Origin of the sequence: Sphingopyxis indica (genome assembly GCF_900188185.1) — a bacterium.
Taxonomy (GTDB): Bacteria; Pseudomonadota; Alphaproteobacteria; order Sphingomonadales; family Sphingomonadaceae; genus Sphingopyxis; species Sphingopyxis indica.
On record NZ_FZPA01000007.1, the window covers coordinates 164,247 to 180,265 of the forward strand.

Annotated in this window: 14 protein-coding genes; 1 reads left to right on the plus strand and 13 read right to left on the minus strand. The window is 70.0% G+C overall.

Annotated elements, in window-relative coordinates:
* Positions 1–18 precede the first annotated feature (18 nt).
* On the plus strand, positions 19–2,721 hold the full coding sequence (locus CHB69_RS11175; RefSeq protein WP_245836722.1) for a carboxypeptidase-like regulatory domain-containing protein: 2,703 nt from the start codon (positions 19–21) through the stop codon (positions 2,719–2,721).
* Positions 2,722–2,724: 3 nt separating this feature from the next.
* Here CHB69_RS11175 and CHB69_RS11180 read toward each other — a convergent pair whose 3' ends face one another.
* The 13 genes from CHB69_RS11180 to hemC form a co-directional block, all read right to left on the minus strand.
* Positions 2,725–3,150 (minus strand): GFA family protein, encoded by a 426-nt coding sequence (locus tag CHB69_RS11180; RefSeq protein ID WP_089216081.1) that lies wholly within the window; start codon positions 3,148–3,150, stop codon positions 2,725–2,727.
* 95 nt (positions 3,151–3,245) lie between these two features.
* Positions 3,246–3,614, minus strand: coding sequence for a glycine zipper 2TM domain-containing protein (locus CHB69_RS11185; protein WP_089216082.1), 369 nt, complete (start codon positions 3,612–3,614; stop codon positions 3,246–3,248).
* 333 nt (positions 3,615–3,947) lie between these two features.
* A complete protein-coding gene (locus CHB69_RS11190; RefSeq protein ID WP_089216083.1) occupies positions 3,948–4,922 on the minus strand; it encodes an alpha/beta fold hydrolase in 975 nt (324 codons plus the stop codon).
* Positions 4,923–4,951: 29 nt separating this feature from the next.
* Positions 4,952–5,806, minus strand: a complete 855-nt coding sequence (locus tag CHB69_RS11195) for an alpha/beta hydrolase (RefSeq protein WP_089216084.1) — start codon at positions 5,804–5,806, stop codon at positions 4,952–4,954.
* A 69-nt stretch (positions 5,807–5,875) separates the two neighbouring features.
* Positions 5,876–6,499: a bifunctional 4-hydroxy-2-oxoglutarate aldolase/2-dehydro-3-deoxy-phosphogluconate aldolase gene (gene eda / locus CHB69_RS11200; protein ID WP_089216085.1), complete on the minus strand. Its 624-nt coding sequence runs from the start codon at positions 6,497–6,499 to the stop codon at positions 5,876–5,878.
* Positions 6,500–6,538: 39 nt separating this feature from the next.
* Complete coding sequence (edd, locus tag CHB69_RS11205) at positions 6,539–8,380, minus strand: phosphogluconate dehydratase (protein WP_089216086.1); 1,842 nt, start codon at positions 8,378–8,380, stop codon at positions 6,539–6,541.
* Between the two features lie 12 nt (positions 8,381–8,392).
* Positions 8,393–9,313, minus strand: a complete 921-nt coding sequence (locus CHB69_RS11210) for a glucokinase (RefSeq protein ID WP_089216087.1) — start codon at positions 9,311–9,313, stop codon at positions 8,393–8,395.
* Positions 9,306–10,769 carry a glucose-6-phosphate dehydrogenase gene (zwf, locus tag CHB69_RS11215; protein WP_281252660.1) on the minus strand — a complete coding sequence of 488 codons (1,464 nt, stop codon included), beginning with the start codon at positions 10,767–10,769 and terminating at the stop codon, positions 9,306–9,308. The genes CHB69_RS11210 and zwf overlap by 8 nt, the downstream gene beginning before the upstream one ends.
* Positions 10,770–10,912: 143 nt before the next feature.
* On the minus strand, positions 10,913–12,043 hold the full coding sequence (locus CHB69_RS11220) for a CaiB/BaiF CoA transferase family protein (RefSeq protein ID WP_089216089.1): 1,131 nt from the start codon (positions 12,041–12,043) through the stop codon (positions 10,913–10,915).
* Position 12,044: 1 nt separating this feature from the next.
* Positions 12,045–13,247, minus strand: a complete 1,203-nt coding sequence (locus tag CHB69_RS11225) for an acyl-CoA dehydrogenase (protein ID WP_089216090.1) — start codon at positions 13,245–13,247, stop codon at positions 12,045–12,047.
* A 44-nt stretch (positions 13,248–13,291) separates the two neighbouring features.
* A complete protein-coding gene (locus CHB69_RS11230; RefSeq protein WP_089216091.1) occupies positions 13,292–14,188 on the minus strand; it encodes a mitofilin family membrane protein in 897 nt (298 codons plus the stop codon).
* A 2-nt stretch (positions 14,189–14,190) separates the two neighbouring features.
* Positions 14,191–14,901, minus strand: coding sequence for a uroporphyrinogen-III synthase (locus CHB69_RS11235; protein ID WP_089216092.1), 711 nt, complete (start codon positions 14,899–14,901; stop codon positions 14,191–14,193).
* Positions 14,898–15,845, minus strand: coding sequence for a hydroxymethylbilane synthase (hemC, locus tag CHB69_RS11240; protein WP_089216093.1), 948 nt, complete (start codon positions 15,843–15,845; stop codon positions 14,898–14,900). Before hemC ends, CHB69_RS11235 begins: the two co-directional genes overlap by 4 nt.
* Positions 15,846–16,019: the final 174 nt, after the last annotated feature.

Genomic DNA, 16,019 nt, shown 5'->3' on the forward strand with positions numbered 1-16,019 from the left:
CAGATTTGCGCGGCCGCGATGCGGTGGGGGCGCTTGATCGTCGCCGCGCTGGCGCTGGCGGGACTCGGTTCCGCCAGCGCCGAAGCGGCCGATAGCGCGCCGGCGGCGGTCGTCGGCGACGGCTGGACGCCGACCGCCGACGACAGCTGGCTGTTCGACCTGCGATCGGGGCAATATCGGCTCGGTGGCGGGGTGCGCGGGTTTCAGACGCCGCAGGGGGTCTGCGTCGACCTCGGCGACATGATACTCGCGCTCGACCTTGCGGTGCGGATCGACAGGAAGTTGCGCCGCGCAAGTGGCTGGGTGCTCGACGAGCGGCGGACGCTGACGATCGACCGCGACGCGGCGACGGTGCGCGCGGGCACTGAAACCCACCGCATCGGGCCGAGCGACATCCGCGATACTGCGGCGGGATGGTGCGTCGATCTGGAGCGGCTGACCGAGTGGCTCGGCATCCCGGTCGCCGCCGACCTGCCCAATGCGGTGCTGCGCCTCGACACCAGCGAAAAGCTGCCGTTCCAGCTCGCTGCCGAGCGCCGAGCGCGCGCTGCGGGGCTCCGCCCTGCCGCCGACTTCGACCTCGCCAGCCTGCCGCAAGCGACGCGCCCTTATCGCCTGTGGGCGACGCCGTCGGTCGATGTCGTCGCGTCGGCGGCGGCGGTCGACGACCGGCGCGGCGGATCCTACGTTCAGGCGCGCTACGAGATTTTCGCCGCCGGCGAAGCGCTGAAGCACAGCTTCGACGCGCGGCTCGCGTCGGACGAGGAGGGGGTTCCCGACAGCCTGCGCCTGCGGCTCTATCGCACCGACCCGGCGGGGCAATTGCTCGGAGCGCTCCGAGCGACCCATTATGCGGCGGGCGACGTCAATCTGCTCGCGACGGGGCTCGTCGCGCAGTCGGTTCCCGGGCGCGGGGCGGTGCTGACCAACCGCCCGGTCGAGCGTCCCGACGCGTTCGACAAGACGAGCTTTCGCGGCGACCTGCCCGCCGGATGGGACGCCGAGCTCTATCGCAACGGGCAATTGCTCGCCTTCGCGACGCCGAACGGCGACGGGCGCTATGAATTTCTCGACGTCCCGCTGCAATATGGGACGAACCGCTTCGAGATCGTGCTTTACGGCTCGCAGGGGCAGATTCGACGCGAGATCAAACAGTTGCAGGTCGGAACCGATTCGATTCCGCCGCGCGAAACCTGGTATTGGGCGGGCTTTGCGCAGGAGGACACCGATCTGATCGGCTTTGGCGATCGTCCGTCGGTCTGGCGCCGCGGCTGGCGCGGCACGGCGGGGATCGAGCGCGGGCTCGACACGCGCACCTCGGTCGCGGGCTATGCGCACAGCCTGCTGATCGAGAATGTCCGCCGCAGCTATGCCGAACTCGCGCTGCGCCGCGCGATCGGGCCGTCGCTGATCGAGGCTGCGGGCGCCTATGCCGACGATGGCGGGCGCGCGGCGCGGCTGAGCTGGCTCGCCGCGGTGGGCGACACCTATGTCCGCGCCGATGCAATGCGCGGATGGGGCGGCTTCGTATCGGACCGCTTCGTCGGCGGGGTGACGGGCCTCTACAGCCTGTCGGTCGACCAGTCGCTCGCGCTCGGGCGCGGGGTGCTGCCGCTCCATTTCGACCTGTCGCACACGACGCGCGCCTCGGGGATTTCGAGCCTGACCGCGACCGGACGCGCATCGGTCAGCGCGCGCGCGATGAGCTTCACCGGCCAGCTCGACTGGACAGAGAGCCACACGCCCTTCGGCCCCGATCCGCCCGACACGCTGACCGCGACGCTGCTCGCCAATGCCCGGATCGGGCGCGTCCGCCTGCGCGGCGAGGCGCGCTTTGCGCTGGCGGGTGAAAGCAGCGATTCGCGCGCTGCGCTGATCGCCGAATGGGCGGGGGCGGGCGAGGCTGAGTGGCGCGCCGAGCTGGGCTATGACGAGGGGCTGGCGCGCGCGCGCGCCGGGGTCGGCTATACGCGCCGTTTCAATCGCTTGCAGCTTTCGGGCTTTGGCGAGGTAGCGAGCGACGGATCGCTCGGCGCGTCGCTGTCGCTCGCCTTCAGCTTCGGCCCCGACCCGCGCGGCGGCGGCTGGCGCGTGTCGAGCGAGAAGCTCGGCGGGCGGGGGCAGCTGCTCGCCGATGTGTTCATGGACGACAATGGCGACGGCGTGCGCCAGGCGGGCGAGGCGCCGGTCGCGGGGGTGCCGCTGACCGCGGGGCAGATGGCGCTCGATGCGGCGACCGACGCGCGCGGCGAGGCGGTGGTCGACGGGCTCGAACCGTGGCGCCCGGTCTTGATCGGAATCGACGCGGGCAGCCTGCCCGATCCCTATGTCCAGCCCGCGCTGCCCGGCGTCGTCGTCACCCCGCGCCCGGGCGTCGCGACGCGCATCGTGCTGCCGATGCGCGCGGCGGGCGAGATCGAAGGCGTGGTGCGGCGCGGCGGCGGCAATCCGGTCGAGGGGCTGAGCCTCGAGCTCGTCGATGCCGAGGGGCGGGTGCGCGCGGCGACCTTGAGCGAGTTCGACGGCTATTTCCTGTTCGAGAAAGTGCCCTATGGCCGCTATATCGTGCGGCCGGCGAAGGCGTCGGCGGCGGCGCTGCGGCTCGACCCCTGTTTTGCCGTCGCCGCGGTGCCGGGGACGGCGGCACCGCGCGTGCGGCTCGGCACGCTGGTGCTCGAACCGCTGACGCAAAGCCTCGCCGCGATGGCGAGCGGCCCCTGACCGTCAATCGGACGGCGCGGCTTTTACGGGATTCCTGGCGTGCGCGGCGATTTCGGCGGGAAGCGCGAGCCACGGGTGCGCGTCGTCGGCCCAGACCGCCTGTTCGGGCATCGGAAAGCCGGGGTCGGCGAAGGCGCCGGCGGCGACGCCGACCAGATGCGGCATCCGCTCGGGCTCCCACCACAGTGATGAGCCGCATTCGGGGCAGAAATGAAAGGATACGGCGAAGCCGCTCGCCGAGGGGCGGGTGTAGCTTTGGGCGGTGCCCGCGATCAGCCGTGTCTGCGATCGCGCAAAGAAGGCGGCGACGCTGAACAGCGATCCGGTGCGGCGCTGGCAGTCGAAGCAATGACAGAGCGACACTTTGGCGGGCTCGCCGAGGCACGCGAGGCGAAGCTGGCCGCAGTGGCAGGTGGCGAGCCTTTCCATGGCATGTGCGAATAGCATCGCGCGCGGGTGGCGCAAAGCGGCCCGTCGCCGCCGAAAACCCCCTTCCCCTACGAAGAAGGGAAGGGGGAGTGGTCTCAGCAGCGGCCGCCGCGGTCGATTTCGCGGCCGAGAAGCGCGCCGGCGGCGGCGCCGATGATCGTGCCGGGCGCGCGGTCGCCATATTGATCGACCTCGCGGCCGAGCAGTGCGCCCGCGGCGCCGCCGACGATCAGCCCGGTCGTCCCGCTGCCGCGCCGGCAATGATAGCGCGGGCGATAATCGCGGCGGTCGCGATAATAGTCGCGGCGGTAATCGCGGCGGTGGTCGCGATAGCGGTCATAGTCGCGATGGCTGTAATGGCCGTGGCGATGGTGACGGTCGCGCGCATCGGCTTCGGCGGGGAGAGCGGCGATGGCGCTCGCACCGATCAGCGCGGAGAGCGTCAGTTTCTTGATCCAGAACATGATGTTCCTTTCCTTGTATGTCCCGGCGGACAGATTAGGCGCGCGAAGCTGGCGCGGGGATGAACCCGCATGGTCGGCGGCGGCCGACGCGACTCGGTCCGGCTTTCGCAAGGGGCGATTCGTCGTGCGTCAACGGGGGCGGGCGGGGAAAGGCGCCCGCGATGCGGGGCACAAGAAAGGGCGGACGCCCTGCGGCCTCCGCCCTTCCCTTGCGACCCGGAAGCGCTCCGGGAAGAATCAGCCGGCCGTCACAGGCCGGGGCGACATTCTGGGTGACGTCGCGGTCGAAGGAACAACGAAGCTGCGCGCGAAAAATTTCGCGGTTCGTCGGGCTTAGCGCACGGTTGGCGGCGGATTTGCCCGGGCGGCGGGCGATTCGTGCGCGGCAAGGAAGGCGCGCTGGACCTCGGCGGTCGCTTTCGGGTCCTCGATCATCGGGACATGCGCGACATGGTCGAAGACATGCGCGCGGCTGTCCGCGATCCCCGCTTCGAGCACCGCGACGCAGCTGACATCGATCAGCCTGTCGTGGCGGCCCCAGACGATCAGCGTCGGCACGCGGACCTTTGCCAGTTCGTCGTTGAGCGGTTTCGCCTCCATCTCGTCGGCGATCACCCAGAAAATCCTGTCGAGCAGGTCGCGGTAGCGCAGCGCGTCGGCATAGACCGCGGGTTTGAGGCGCGCGGGCACGCGCATCGGCTTGTGCGCGACGAATTCGACGAGCCGGTCGGCATCCTCGATATTGGCGAGGACGAGCGGGTTGTAGTCGCGCGCCGCGGCGAGCCGCTGCAGTTCGCTTTCCTTCTCGCCCAGCACCCCGGCATTGTTGAGCAGGGTCAGCGTGGCGAGGCGATCGGGATGGTCGATCGCGAAGCGCAGCGCGATCCAGCCGCCCATGCTGTTGCCGCCGAGATGCGGCCGCTCGATCCCGAGCGCGTCGAGGAAGGCCTTGAGCCGCGCGGTCTGGCTGGCGATGTCGAAGGGCAGGGCCGGGTCGCGATCATTCTCGCCGAACCCCGGCAGGTCGGGCGCGATCAGCCGATAGTCGCGCGTCATCCAGCGCGCATAAAAGCTCCAGTGATCCTTGTCGGCGCCGAAGCCGTGAACCATCACCAGCGCCGGTTTCGACGGGTCGCCGCCCTCCAGATAGGGCCAGACGCGCCCGTCGACGGCGATGCTCTTGCGCACCAGCCGCCCGCGCCGCCGCACGAGCGAGCGCATCAGCGCGACGAGCCGGCCGGGGAAGAGGAAATAGAGCAGCGCGAGCGCGATCAACGGCGCGAAGATAAGGATGAGGAGGTATTTCATGGCGCACTCCTGAAGGGGAGGGGTTTGATCTATCCTGCCACATGCGCGTCGAACCATGCGATCAGATCGCCCAGCACCGCATCGCGTTCGGGCTCATTGTAGATTTCGTGGAACAGCCCCGGATAGATTTCGAGCCTTTTGTCGGTCGACGCGACATGGTCGAACAGGAAGCGCGATCCGGCGGGCGCGGTCAGCCGGTCCTCGCCGCCGTGCTGAATGAGGAGCGGCAGCGCGATCGCCCCGGCGCCCTCGCGCGCGCGGGCCATCGCGTCGAACATCTCGGCGGCGAGCCGCGCGCTCATCTTGCCGCGATGGACGAGGGGATCGGCGAGATAGGCGGCGACAACCGCGGGATCGCGGCTGACCCCGGCGGGATCGAGCTTCATCACCCCGGCGCGGGGAAAATAGCGCGACAGGAAGCGGCTGATCCGGATCATCGGCTTGGACGGCGGCTGGGGCGGCAGGATCGCGGGGCCGGAGAGCGCGGCGGCAGCGAAGTCGCGCTGGCGCTCGATCAGCAGCAGCGCCGCGATCAGCCCGCCCATGCTGTGCCCCAGGAGCAGGCGCGGCTTGCCCGGCCAGGCGGTGCGGACGCGCTCGATCAGCCCCTTCATGCCGTCCAGATAAAAGGAAAAGGACGGGACATAGCCCATCGTCCCGCTCGACCTGCCGTGCCCCCAATGGTCGACGGCATAGACGGCATGGCCCGCTGCGGTCAGCCGCGCGGCGACATGAGCGTAGCGCCCGGCGTGTTCGGCATAGCCGTGCGCGAGCAGCACCACCGCTTTCGGGTCGCCCTGCGGCAGCCAGCGCGTAAGGTTGAGGTTCGACCCGTCGCCGCCCTTCCAGGGCGGCAGGACGATCGGTTCATTGTCCGCGCTCACCCCATATCCTCCCGCCCGCGGCGCGATCGGCGCGCCCGGGCGAAAGGATGGCAGGGGCGACGGCGCGAATCAAGGACGCGCGAGCGCCGCCGCCTCGCGCGCGAGCGCCTCGAACCGCGCGGTGTCGAGCGGACCCGACGGCACCACCCAGCTGCCGCCGACGCAGAGCACCGGATCGAGCGCGAGCCATTCGGGCGCGGTCGCGGCGCTGATCCCGCCGGTGGGGCAGAAGGTGACGCCGCCGAAGGGCCCCGCGAGCGCCTTGAGCGCGGGGATGCCGCCGCTCGTCGCCGCAGGGAAGAATTTGAAGCTGCCGAGCCCGAGGTCGAGCCCGGCCATGATGTTCGCGGCGTTGGCGACGCCGGGCAGGAAGGGAATGCCCGCCGCGACCGCCGCTTCGCCGAGGCTGTCGGTGAGGCCGGGCGAGACGATGAATTCGGCGCCGGCGTCGAGCGCGTCATCGAGCATCTTCGCGTTGAGCACGGTGCCCGCGCCGACGACCGCGCCCGCGACCGATTTCATCGCCTTGATCGCATCGAGCGCGGCGGGGGTGCGCAGCGTGACTTCGAGCACCGGAAGCCCGCCCGCGACGAGCGCCTCGGCCATCGGCACCGCGTCTTCGGCCCGGTCGATCACGATCACCGGGATCACCGGCGCAAGCGCCATGATCTGTTCGATAGCGCTGTCGGACATTTTCAAACTCCATTTTTCGATTCGCCGCGGGGGCGACGGTCAGAGAATCGTCTCCATCGCCGCGAGCATCGCCGAGCCGCCCTTTTCGGCTTCGTCGGCGTGGTGGCGGAACAGCGCGAACAGTTCGCGGCCGACGCCGAGCGCGGGCGGCGGCGGCGCGGCGGGCGCGCGCGCGGCCCATTCGCCCTCGTCGACCAGCGCGACGACCTCGCCGCGGCGCGCGCAGACGCGCACCATGTCGCCGTCGCGCAAGTAAGCGAGCGGGCCGCCGACCCCGTCGATGCCGGGCAGCGCCTCGGGCGACAAATGGATCACCGCGGGCACCTTGCCGCTCGCACCCGACATGCGCCCGTCGGTGAGCAAGGCGACGCGGTAGCCCTTGTCCTGCAGCACGCCGAGCGACGGGGTCAGCTTGTGCAGCTCGGGCATGCCGTTCGCGCGCGGCCCCTGGAAACGGACGACGACGACGCAGTCGCGATCGAGCTGGCCCGCCTTGAACGCCGCGATCACCTGATTCTGGTCGTCGAATATGCGTGCGGGCGCCTCGACCGTCCAGCGATCCTCTTCGACCGCGCTCGTCTTGATGATCGCGCGGCCGAGATTGCCCGACAGGAGCCGCATCCCGCCATCGGGCGAGAAGGGGGCCGCGACCGGGCGCAGCATCGCATCGTCACGCGTCTCGGCGGGCGGCGATTCCCAGTGGAGCTCGTCGTCGACGAGCAGCGGCTCGCCGCTATAGTCGGCCATGTCGCCGCCGACGGTCAGCAGGTCGCCGTGGATCAGCCCGGCGTCGAGCAGTTCGCGCACGACGAAGCCGATCCCGCCCGCGGCGTGGAAATGATTCACGTCGCCGGCGCCGTTCGGATAGACGCGCGCGAGCAGCGGCACCGCGCGGCTCAATTCGTCGAAATCCTGCCAGTCGATGACGATCCCCGCCGCGCGCGCGATCGCGGGCAGATGGATCGCGTGATTGGTCGAGCCGCCGGTCGCGAGCAGGCCGACTGCGGCGTTGACGATCGCCTTTTCGTCGACGCAGCGGCCGAGCGGGCGATAATCGTCGCCGTCCCAGCCGATCTGCGTCAGCCGGTGCGTCGCGGCGCGGGTCAGCGCCTGGCGCAGCTTGGTGCCCGGATTGACGAAGGCGGCGCCGGGGATGTGCAGCCCCATCAGCTCCATCATCATCTGGTTCGAATTGGCGGTGCCGTAAAAGGTGCAGGTGCCCGCGCCATGATAGGCCCTGGATTCGGCTTCGAGCAGGTCGTCGCGCGTCGCCTTGCCCTCGGCATAGAGCTGGCGCACGCGCTGCTTTTCCTTGTTCGCGAGCCCCGAGGGCATCGGCCCCGCGGGGACCAGGATCGTCGGCAGATGGCCGAAGCGCAGCGCGCCGATCAGCAGTCCGGGGACGATCTTGTCGCAGATGCCGAGGAGCAGCGCGCCCTCGAACATCGCGTGGCTGAGCGCGATCGCGGTGCCCTGCGCGATAGTGTCACGGCTGAACAGTGACAGGTCCATCCCCGCCTGTCCCTGCGTCACCCCGTCGCACATCGCGGGAACGCCGCCCGCGACCTGCGCGGTCGCGCCGGCCTCGCGCGCGAAAATCTTGATCTGCTCGGGGTAGCGGCCATAGGGCTGATGCGCCGACAGCATGTCGTTATAGGCGGTGACGATGCCGATGTTCATCTCCGTCCCGCTGCGGATCGCCGGCTTGTCCTCGCCCGACGCGGCGAAGCCGTGCGCGAGATTGCCGCACGACAGCATCCCGCGGTTGGTCCCCGCGGCGCGCTGGCCGTCGATCAGCTCGAGATAGGCGGCGCGGCGCTTGCGGCTGCGCTCGATGATGCGGTCGGTGACGCGCGCGATGGCGGGGTGGAGGGTGGTCATGGGGGATTTCCGTCAATGCGAGGTCGCGAGCATGTGCGCGACCCCGTTCAGATTATGATCGCTCGCAGGGGCGAGCCAGCGTGGCGCGGCGCGGACATTCGCGCGGAAATGTCCCTTGTCGGCGAACCGCTCGTTGAAGGCGGCGGCGGCCGCTGCGTCGGTGAGGAAGCCGCAGCGCTCGCCGTCGAGAAACACCCCGCCCCACGCGGTATAGGCGAGCACCAGATCGCCCGCGAAGGCGCCGAGCACGGCGGCGCGCAGCAGGTCGCGTTCGGCGGGAGCGACGGGGCGCGACAATCTGTTCCACACCGGATCGTCGCGATCGAGCGTCAGCACCCGTTCATAGGTGACGCGCGGATTGAGGCGCGCAAGCTGGCCGCACAGGTCGCGTTCGAGGTCGGTTTCGGGCGCGAAGCCGATGTGGCCGCATTCGGTTTCGGTGACGAAGGCCGCGCCGCTTTCGGGGACGTGAATCACCGCGCCGCCGAGCCCGGTCGCATAGTTGAGCACGACGGTCTTGCCGGGCGCGGCAAAGTCGGGCTGGCGCTCGCCGCCGACGATGCGCACCGGCGTCCGCAGCGCGACATTGGCCCACGCCTTTGCAACGCTGTCGTTCAGAAAGACCGGGCGCGCGCCGAACAGCAGCTCAAGCCCGGACTTGGACACGATCCAGCGCGAGCGCGCAACGCGAATGCTGTCGGTGCCCACCGCGCCCGACACGACGACCGCGGTGCGCCGTCCCTGCAGCGGCAGCGACACCTCGCGCGCATAGTGCATGATGCAATCGGTCGCCGTCATATGGTCGCCCGAGCGATAGGCGCGATAACGGTCGATGCCCGACCCGCCGCCGCGCGCGAAAGTGCCGAAATGGACGTCCTCGCCGTCGATGTCGATCAGCAGCCAGTCGTCGGCCGGGCGCGCTGGATCAATCATGCCAGCTCGCTCCGTCGCGTTCGATCAGCGCGATGGCGCTCGACGGGCCCCAACTGCCGGCGGTGTAGCTCTGCGGCACCATGTCGACCGTGGCCCAGGCGTCGCGGATCGAATCGATCCACTGCCACTGCGCCTCGACCTCGTCGCGGCGCACGAACAAGGTCTGCTCGCCCTCGATGAAGTCGAGCAGCAGGCGTTCGTAGGCGATCCGCCGCCGCTCGCCCGCGAAGCTGTGCGACAGCGACACGTCGAGATTGACCTCGCGCAGCTTGACGCCCTCGCGGTCGAGCCCGGGCTGCTTTGCCATCACCTTGACGCGGATATTCTCTTCGGGCTGCAGATTGATGATCATGACATTGGCATCGAGCTTCGGAGCGCCGACGCGCGCGAAGATATTGTGCGGCACCGGCTTGAACTGGATCAGCACTTCGGACTGGCGGCGCGGCATACGCTTGCCGGTGCGCAGGTAAAAGGGCACGCCCTTCCACCGCCAATTGTCGATGAACGCTTTCAGCGCGACGAAGGTTTCGGTGTTCGAGGGTCTGCCAAGCTCGTCGGCATAGCCCGCGACCGCCTCGCCGTTCACCGCGCCTGCGGTATATTGGCCCTTGACGCTGTGCGCCTTGACATCCTCGGCGGTCATCTTGCGCAAGCTGCGGAGCAGCTTCACCTTTTCGTCGCGCACCGCGGTCGAGCCGACATTCGCCGGCGGCTCCATCGCGATGATCGCGAGCAGCTGGAGCATATGGTTCTGCACCATATCCTTGAGCGCGCCGACGCCGTCATAATAGGAGACGCGGCCTTCGAGCCCGACGGTCTCGGCGACGGTGATCTGGACATGGTCGATCGCGCGCGCGTTCCACAGCGGCTCGAAGAGCATGTTGGCAAAGCGCAGCGCGAGCAGATTCTGCACCGTTTCCTTGCCCAGATAATGGTCGATGCGGAAAATATGGTCCTCGGCAAAGGCGCTGCCGACCTGTTCGTTGACCTCGCGCGACGAGGCGAGGTCGTGGCCGATCGGCTTTTCCATCGCGATCCGGCATTCGGCGCAGGCGATCCCCGCGGCGGCGAGCCCCTGCGCGATCGGACCGAACATCGACGGCGGGGTCGAGAGGTAGACGCCGACCGGCTGGTCCATGCGCGGCCCGAGCAGCGCGGCGAGATCGTCGTAGCCGGTGCCCTTGCCGGCATCGACCGCGCAATAGTCGATCCGCTGAAGGAAGGTCTCGACGACGGGGGCTTCGACCCGGTCCCCGGGCAGATGTTCGGTGAGCGCCGCGCGCACCTGCGCCTGAAACGCCGCGCAGTCCATCTGCGAACGTCCCGAGCCGACGATCGTCAGCGTATCGGCGAGCAGCCCGTCCATGTGAAGATTGTAGAGCGAGGGAAAGAGCATCCGGTGCGCCAGATCGCCCGTGGCCCCGAACAGCACCAATGTTCCGACTTTGACGCTCACGCTATTCCCCTTGGATATCGACGATGAAAGTGACCGCTGCCCGGTGCGATTGCAACGCGCATACGTAGGCCGCATAGCTTTGCGGTCCGGCTTATACAGGGGGGGCGTCCTGTCCATAAGCCCCGATCGGTTGCGGGGGCGGGCTATCCGCCGCGCGCCTTGCCCAGCGGCGGGGCGCCGGCGCGCGCGACCATGCGCTCGCCGTCGATGACGATCGGGCTTGCGATCCCGTCGATCGACGCGCCGTCGGGGCGGAAGCGCAGGCCGCGCGCGATCACCTGCGGGTCGGCGAACACCGCGGCCATGTCGTTGATCGGTCCCGCGGGCACCCCCTCGGCCTCGAGCGCGCGCGACAGCGGCTGCGCGTCCCAGCCCGCGATCTTTGCCGCGAGCAGCGGGATCAGCGCCTTGCGGTTCGCGAGCCGCGCGGCGTTGGTCGCGAAGCGCGCGTCGTCGGCCCAGCCGGGCTCGCCGAGGATATGGCAGAGTTTCCGGAACTGGCCGTCGTTGCCGACCGCGACCACCAGCTCGCCGTCGGCGGTCGCAAAGGCCTGATAGGGAACGACATTGGCGTGGCCGTTGCCCATCCGTTTCGGCACCCCGCCGCCGGCGAGATAGTTCGCCGCCTGGTTCGCGAGCACCGCGACCTGGCTGTCGAGCAGCGCCATGTCGATATGCGCGCCCGCGCCGGTGACGTCACGACGCCTTGACGCCGCGAGGATCGCGACGGTCGCATACAGGCCGGTGAAGATGTCGGCATAAGCGATTCCCGCCTTTTGCGGGGGCCCGTCGGGTTCGCCGGTCAGCGACATGAAGCCGCTCATCGCCTGGATGATGAAATCATAGCCGGCGCGGTGCGCATAGGGACCGGTCTGTCCGAAGCCGGTGACCGAGCAGATGATCAGCCGCGGGAAATCCTCGCGCAGCCGCTCGGGCGACAGGCCATATTTGGCGAGCCCGCCGACCTTGTAATTTTCGATCACCACATCGGCACCGGCGAGCAGGCCGCGCAATTCGGCCTGTCCGTCGGGGCTCGATATGTCGATCGCGACGCTGCGCTTGCCGCGGTTGCAGCTGTGATAATAGGCCGCGCCCAGATCTTCGCCGGCGGGTCCGGTGACGAAGGGCGGTCCCCATTGCCGCGTGTCGTCGCCGACCCCCGGGCGCTCGACCTTGACCACCTCGGCGCCGAGGTCGGCGAGCAATTGCCCGCACCACGGCCCCGCGAGCACGCGCGCCAGTTCGACGACGCGCAGGCCTGCGAGCGGCTTCATCTCAGGAAAAGGCGCTGATGCCGGTGATCGCGCGGCCGAGGATCAGCGCATGGACGTCGTGCGTGCCTTCATAGGTGTTCACCGTCTCGAGGTTCACCGCGTGGCGGATCACATGATATTCGGCCGAAATGCCGTTGCCGCCGTGCATGTCGCGCGCGACCCGAGCGATGTCGAGCGCCTTGCCGCAATTGTTGCGCTTCAAGAGGCTGATGCGGTCGGGCGCGAGGCGGCCCTCGTCGATCAGCCGCCCGGTGCGCAGCGCGGCTTCGGTGCCGAGCGCGATTTCGGTGAGCATGTTCGCGAGCTTCAATTGCACGATCTGGTTCGCGGCGAGCGGCCGCCCGAACTGCTTCCTTTCGAGCGTGTAATTGCGTGCCGCCTCATAGCAGAATTCGGCGGCGCCCATCGCGCCCCAGCCGATGCCGTAGCGCGCGCGGTTGAGGCAGCCGAAGGGGCCTTTGAGGCCCGACACGTTCGGCAGCAGCGCATCCTCGCCGACCTCGACCCCGTCCATCACGATTTCGCCGGTCACCGAGGCGCGCAACGAGACCTTGCCCTCGATCTTCGGCGCCGACAGGCCCTTCATGCCCTTTTCGAGGATGAAGCCGCGGATCGCGCCGTCGTGCGCCTCCGACTTCGCCCAGACGACGAAGACGTCGGCGATCGGCGAGTTGGTGATCCACATCTTGGCGCCCTTGAGGCGATAGCCGCCCGCGATCTTTTCGGCGCGCGTCCGCATTCCGGCGGGGTCGCTGCCCGCGTCGGGTTCGGTGAGGCCGAAGCAGCCGACGAGCTCGCCCGACGCGAGGCCGGGAAGGAAGCGCTTCTTCTGCTCGTCGCTGCCATAGGCGCCTATCGGGTGCATCACGAGGCTCGACTGCACCGAACAGGCCGAGCGATAGCCCGAATCGACACGCTCGACCTCGCGCGCGATCAGCCCGTAGCTGACGTAATTGAGCCCTGCGCCGCCATATTCGGGGTCGATCGTCGCGCCGAGCAGCCCGAGCGCGCCCATTTCGGACATGATCTCGCGGTCGAAGCGCTCGTCCAGGAACGCCGAGGTAACGCGCGGCAGCAGTTCGGCCTGCGCATAGGCGTGCGCGGTGTCGCGCACCATCCGCTCCTCTTCGGAGAGCTGGGCGTCGAGCGCGAGCGGGTCGAAGGGGTCGAGCGCCTCGATGCGCTGCGGATCGGCGAGGGCCATGGGATCGGCTTTCCTAAAAGGCCGTCCCCGATCGGACGGGGCGGCTATGGGGCGGGGCTGCGGGCCAGCGCGGCAGGCGGGCTGTCGCGCGGCTCCAATATCGCCGCGGTCTCGATCAGGTCAAGCGCACGCCGCGCTTCGTGATAGCGGCGCGCGTCCATCAGCCAGTCGTTCGCGACCTCGGCGCCGGGCATCGCCTGCACCTCGTCGATCGCCTTGTCGACCTGCCCGCCCGCAAGATAGCGGCGCGCGCGTTCGAGCCGTTCGGACGCGCGCGGCGACAGCGTGCCCGCCGGGCGCACGACGAACAGCTCGCCCATTTCGCGGCGGAAGGCGGTCCACAGGCTGCCGTCGCCATTCTCGCTGCGCCCGACGAGATCGGGGGCGAGCGTGTCGAGCTCGCTGCGCAGCTGTTCGAGCGTCACGGGATCGCGCGACGTGTCGATGATCGTCTTGACCGCATTGGGCTGGTCGTCGCCGAAGCGCAGGCGCAGCTGCGCCTCGAGATAGCCGAGCGACAGCCCGCGATCGAGCGCGCGGCGCGCGGCGAAGGCGATCAGCAGCCCCTCGGCGCGCGTCGCATTGCCCGACGCCGACGCCGCTTCGAGCGTGATCCGCGACAGCCGCGTTTCGAGATCGGCGACGCGCGCCGCGAGCGCGCTCGCGCTGTCGACGGCGGCCGGAGCGACCGGTGCGGCCTCGGTGGTCGCCGCTGCCACGGCGGCGGCGGTATCGGCGACCGGGCTCGGCGCTGGGGCTTGGACGACTTTCGCTGCCGGCGCGGGACCGGCGGGCGAAAGCAGGCGCGTCATCGCCCAGCCCCCCGCGACCGCGCCGACGATCAGGACGATCAAGGCGCCGACGATCAAGCTGCGGGAAGAAAAGGACTTTCCGCCCGAACCTTCGTCCACGCGGATATTTTTGTCGCTTTCGATTGCCATTTCTATCTTTCGAACGACCCCATTTGGCGGCCTTTGTGGCACAAAGCATGGGCCTCTGCCAACAGTGCCGCGTCGTCGGGGCGCTCGGCGACCGCGACCGCCGCCCAGCCCTCGCCCGCTGCGGCGGCGACGCCGGCGCTGATCGCGGCGAGGGCGAGCCGCCCGCGGCCCGCAGGGATCAGTTCGGCGAGGCGCCGCGCGCCGCGCACCGAATGCGCGAGCAGCACCGCCGGCGTCGCGATCGCTTCCGCCCAGCCCGGCGGCGGCGGCACCGCATCGACCGCATAGCAGGCGAGCGGCACCAGCGCCGCGCCGCGCGCGTCGAAGGCGCTGCGGTCCTGCCCGCAAAGCCACAGAATTCGCGCGATTCCTTGTGACGTCATTGCGTCAAGAAGGCTTTGCACATCGCGGTCCCCGACCGCTTCGATCGTCAGTCCAGCAGCCTCTGCCGCCGCTGCTGCGGTGGCCGCCCCGACCGCATGAACCGGCAGCCCGGCGAGCCGCGCGAGGCCCGGTCCCGCAAGCTCAACCGCGCGCGCGCTCGTCAGCAGCAGCGCATCGAAATCGCCCGGATCGGGCACTGTCCACGGCAGCGCATGCGCGGCGAACAGCGGCAGGTGCCGGACGTCGAGCCCCATCGCCGCGGCGCGCGCCGCGGTCGCCGCGCCGCCCGGGTCGGCGCGCGTGACGATCAGCGGCAGTCGGGCGCTCATGCCGCGAACAGGCGCCGCACCGTGCCGGGCGCCGCGGCGAGCAGGCGCTGCGCGAGCGCGGCGGCGTCGCCGTCGCGGGCGATCGGCGCGTCGCCCGCGACATGATCGCCGCCGTCCTCCGAATAGATCGCCCCGTCGAGCCGCAGCGTCCCATCGGCGAGAAAGCGCGCGTGCGCCGCGACCGGCGAGCTGCAATCGCCGCCGAGCGCGGCGAGGAAGGCGCGCTCGGCCGCGACCGCGCGCCGCGTGGGCGCATCGTCGACCGGCGCAAGCAGCGCGGCCACCCGCGCGTCGCCGGCGCGGCATTCGAGGCCGATCGCACCCTGCGAGGCCGCGGGCAGCAGCGCCTCGACCGGCTGAACGATGCCGACATCATGCATCCCGAGCCGCTCGAGCCCCGCCGCGGCGAGCAGGGTCGCCTCATAATCGCCCGCCGCGAGCTTCGCGAGCCGTGTCGCCACATTGCCGCGCAGGAGCGGGGTTTCAAGGTCGGGGCGCAGCGCACGGACCTGCGCCGCGCGGCGCGGGCTGCTCGTGCCCAATCGTGCGCCCGGCGGCAGCTCGGCGATCGTCCGCGCCGCGACCCCCTCGCGCACCACCAGCCGATCGCGCGCGTCGGCGCGCGGCAGCATCGCGGCGAGCGCGAAGCGCGCGTCGCGGATCGTCTCGACATCCTTGAGGCTGTGTACCGCCGCGTCGATCACGCCGGCATCGAGCATCGCATCGAGCTCGCGCGTCCACAGCGCCTTGCCCCCGACTTCGGCGAGCGCGCGGTCCTGAATCCGGTCGCCGGTCGCGGTGACCGGCACGATTTCGAGCGCGGCGGGATCGAGCCCGTGCGCCGTGACCAGCGCGGCGACCGCCTGCGTCGCCTGCGCCATCGCGAGCGGCGACGCGCGCGTGCCGAGGCGCAGCGGATGGTCGGGCGTGGGACGATCGGTCATCCGTCGCTGCTAGGGCCTCGGCGCGCGAAAGGAAAGACGGGGGATTCGGGCAGAGGCCGCAGAGGGTGCAGCGATTTGGGGTTGCATGGATTCACGCGGAGACGCGGAGACGCGGAGAGGTTGGTTCGGGCCGAAAGGCCCTGAAACAATCGACGCCGCACGATGCCGCGGCGC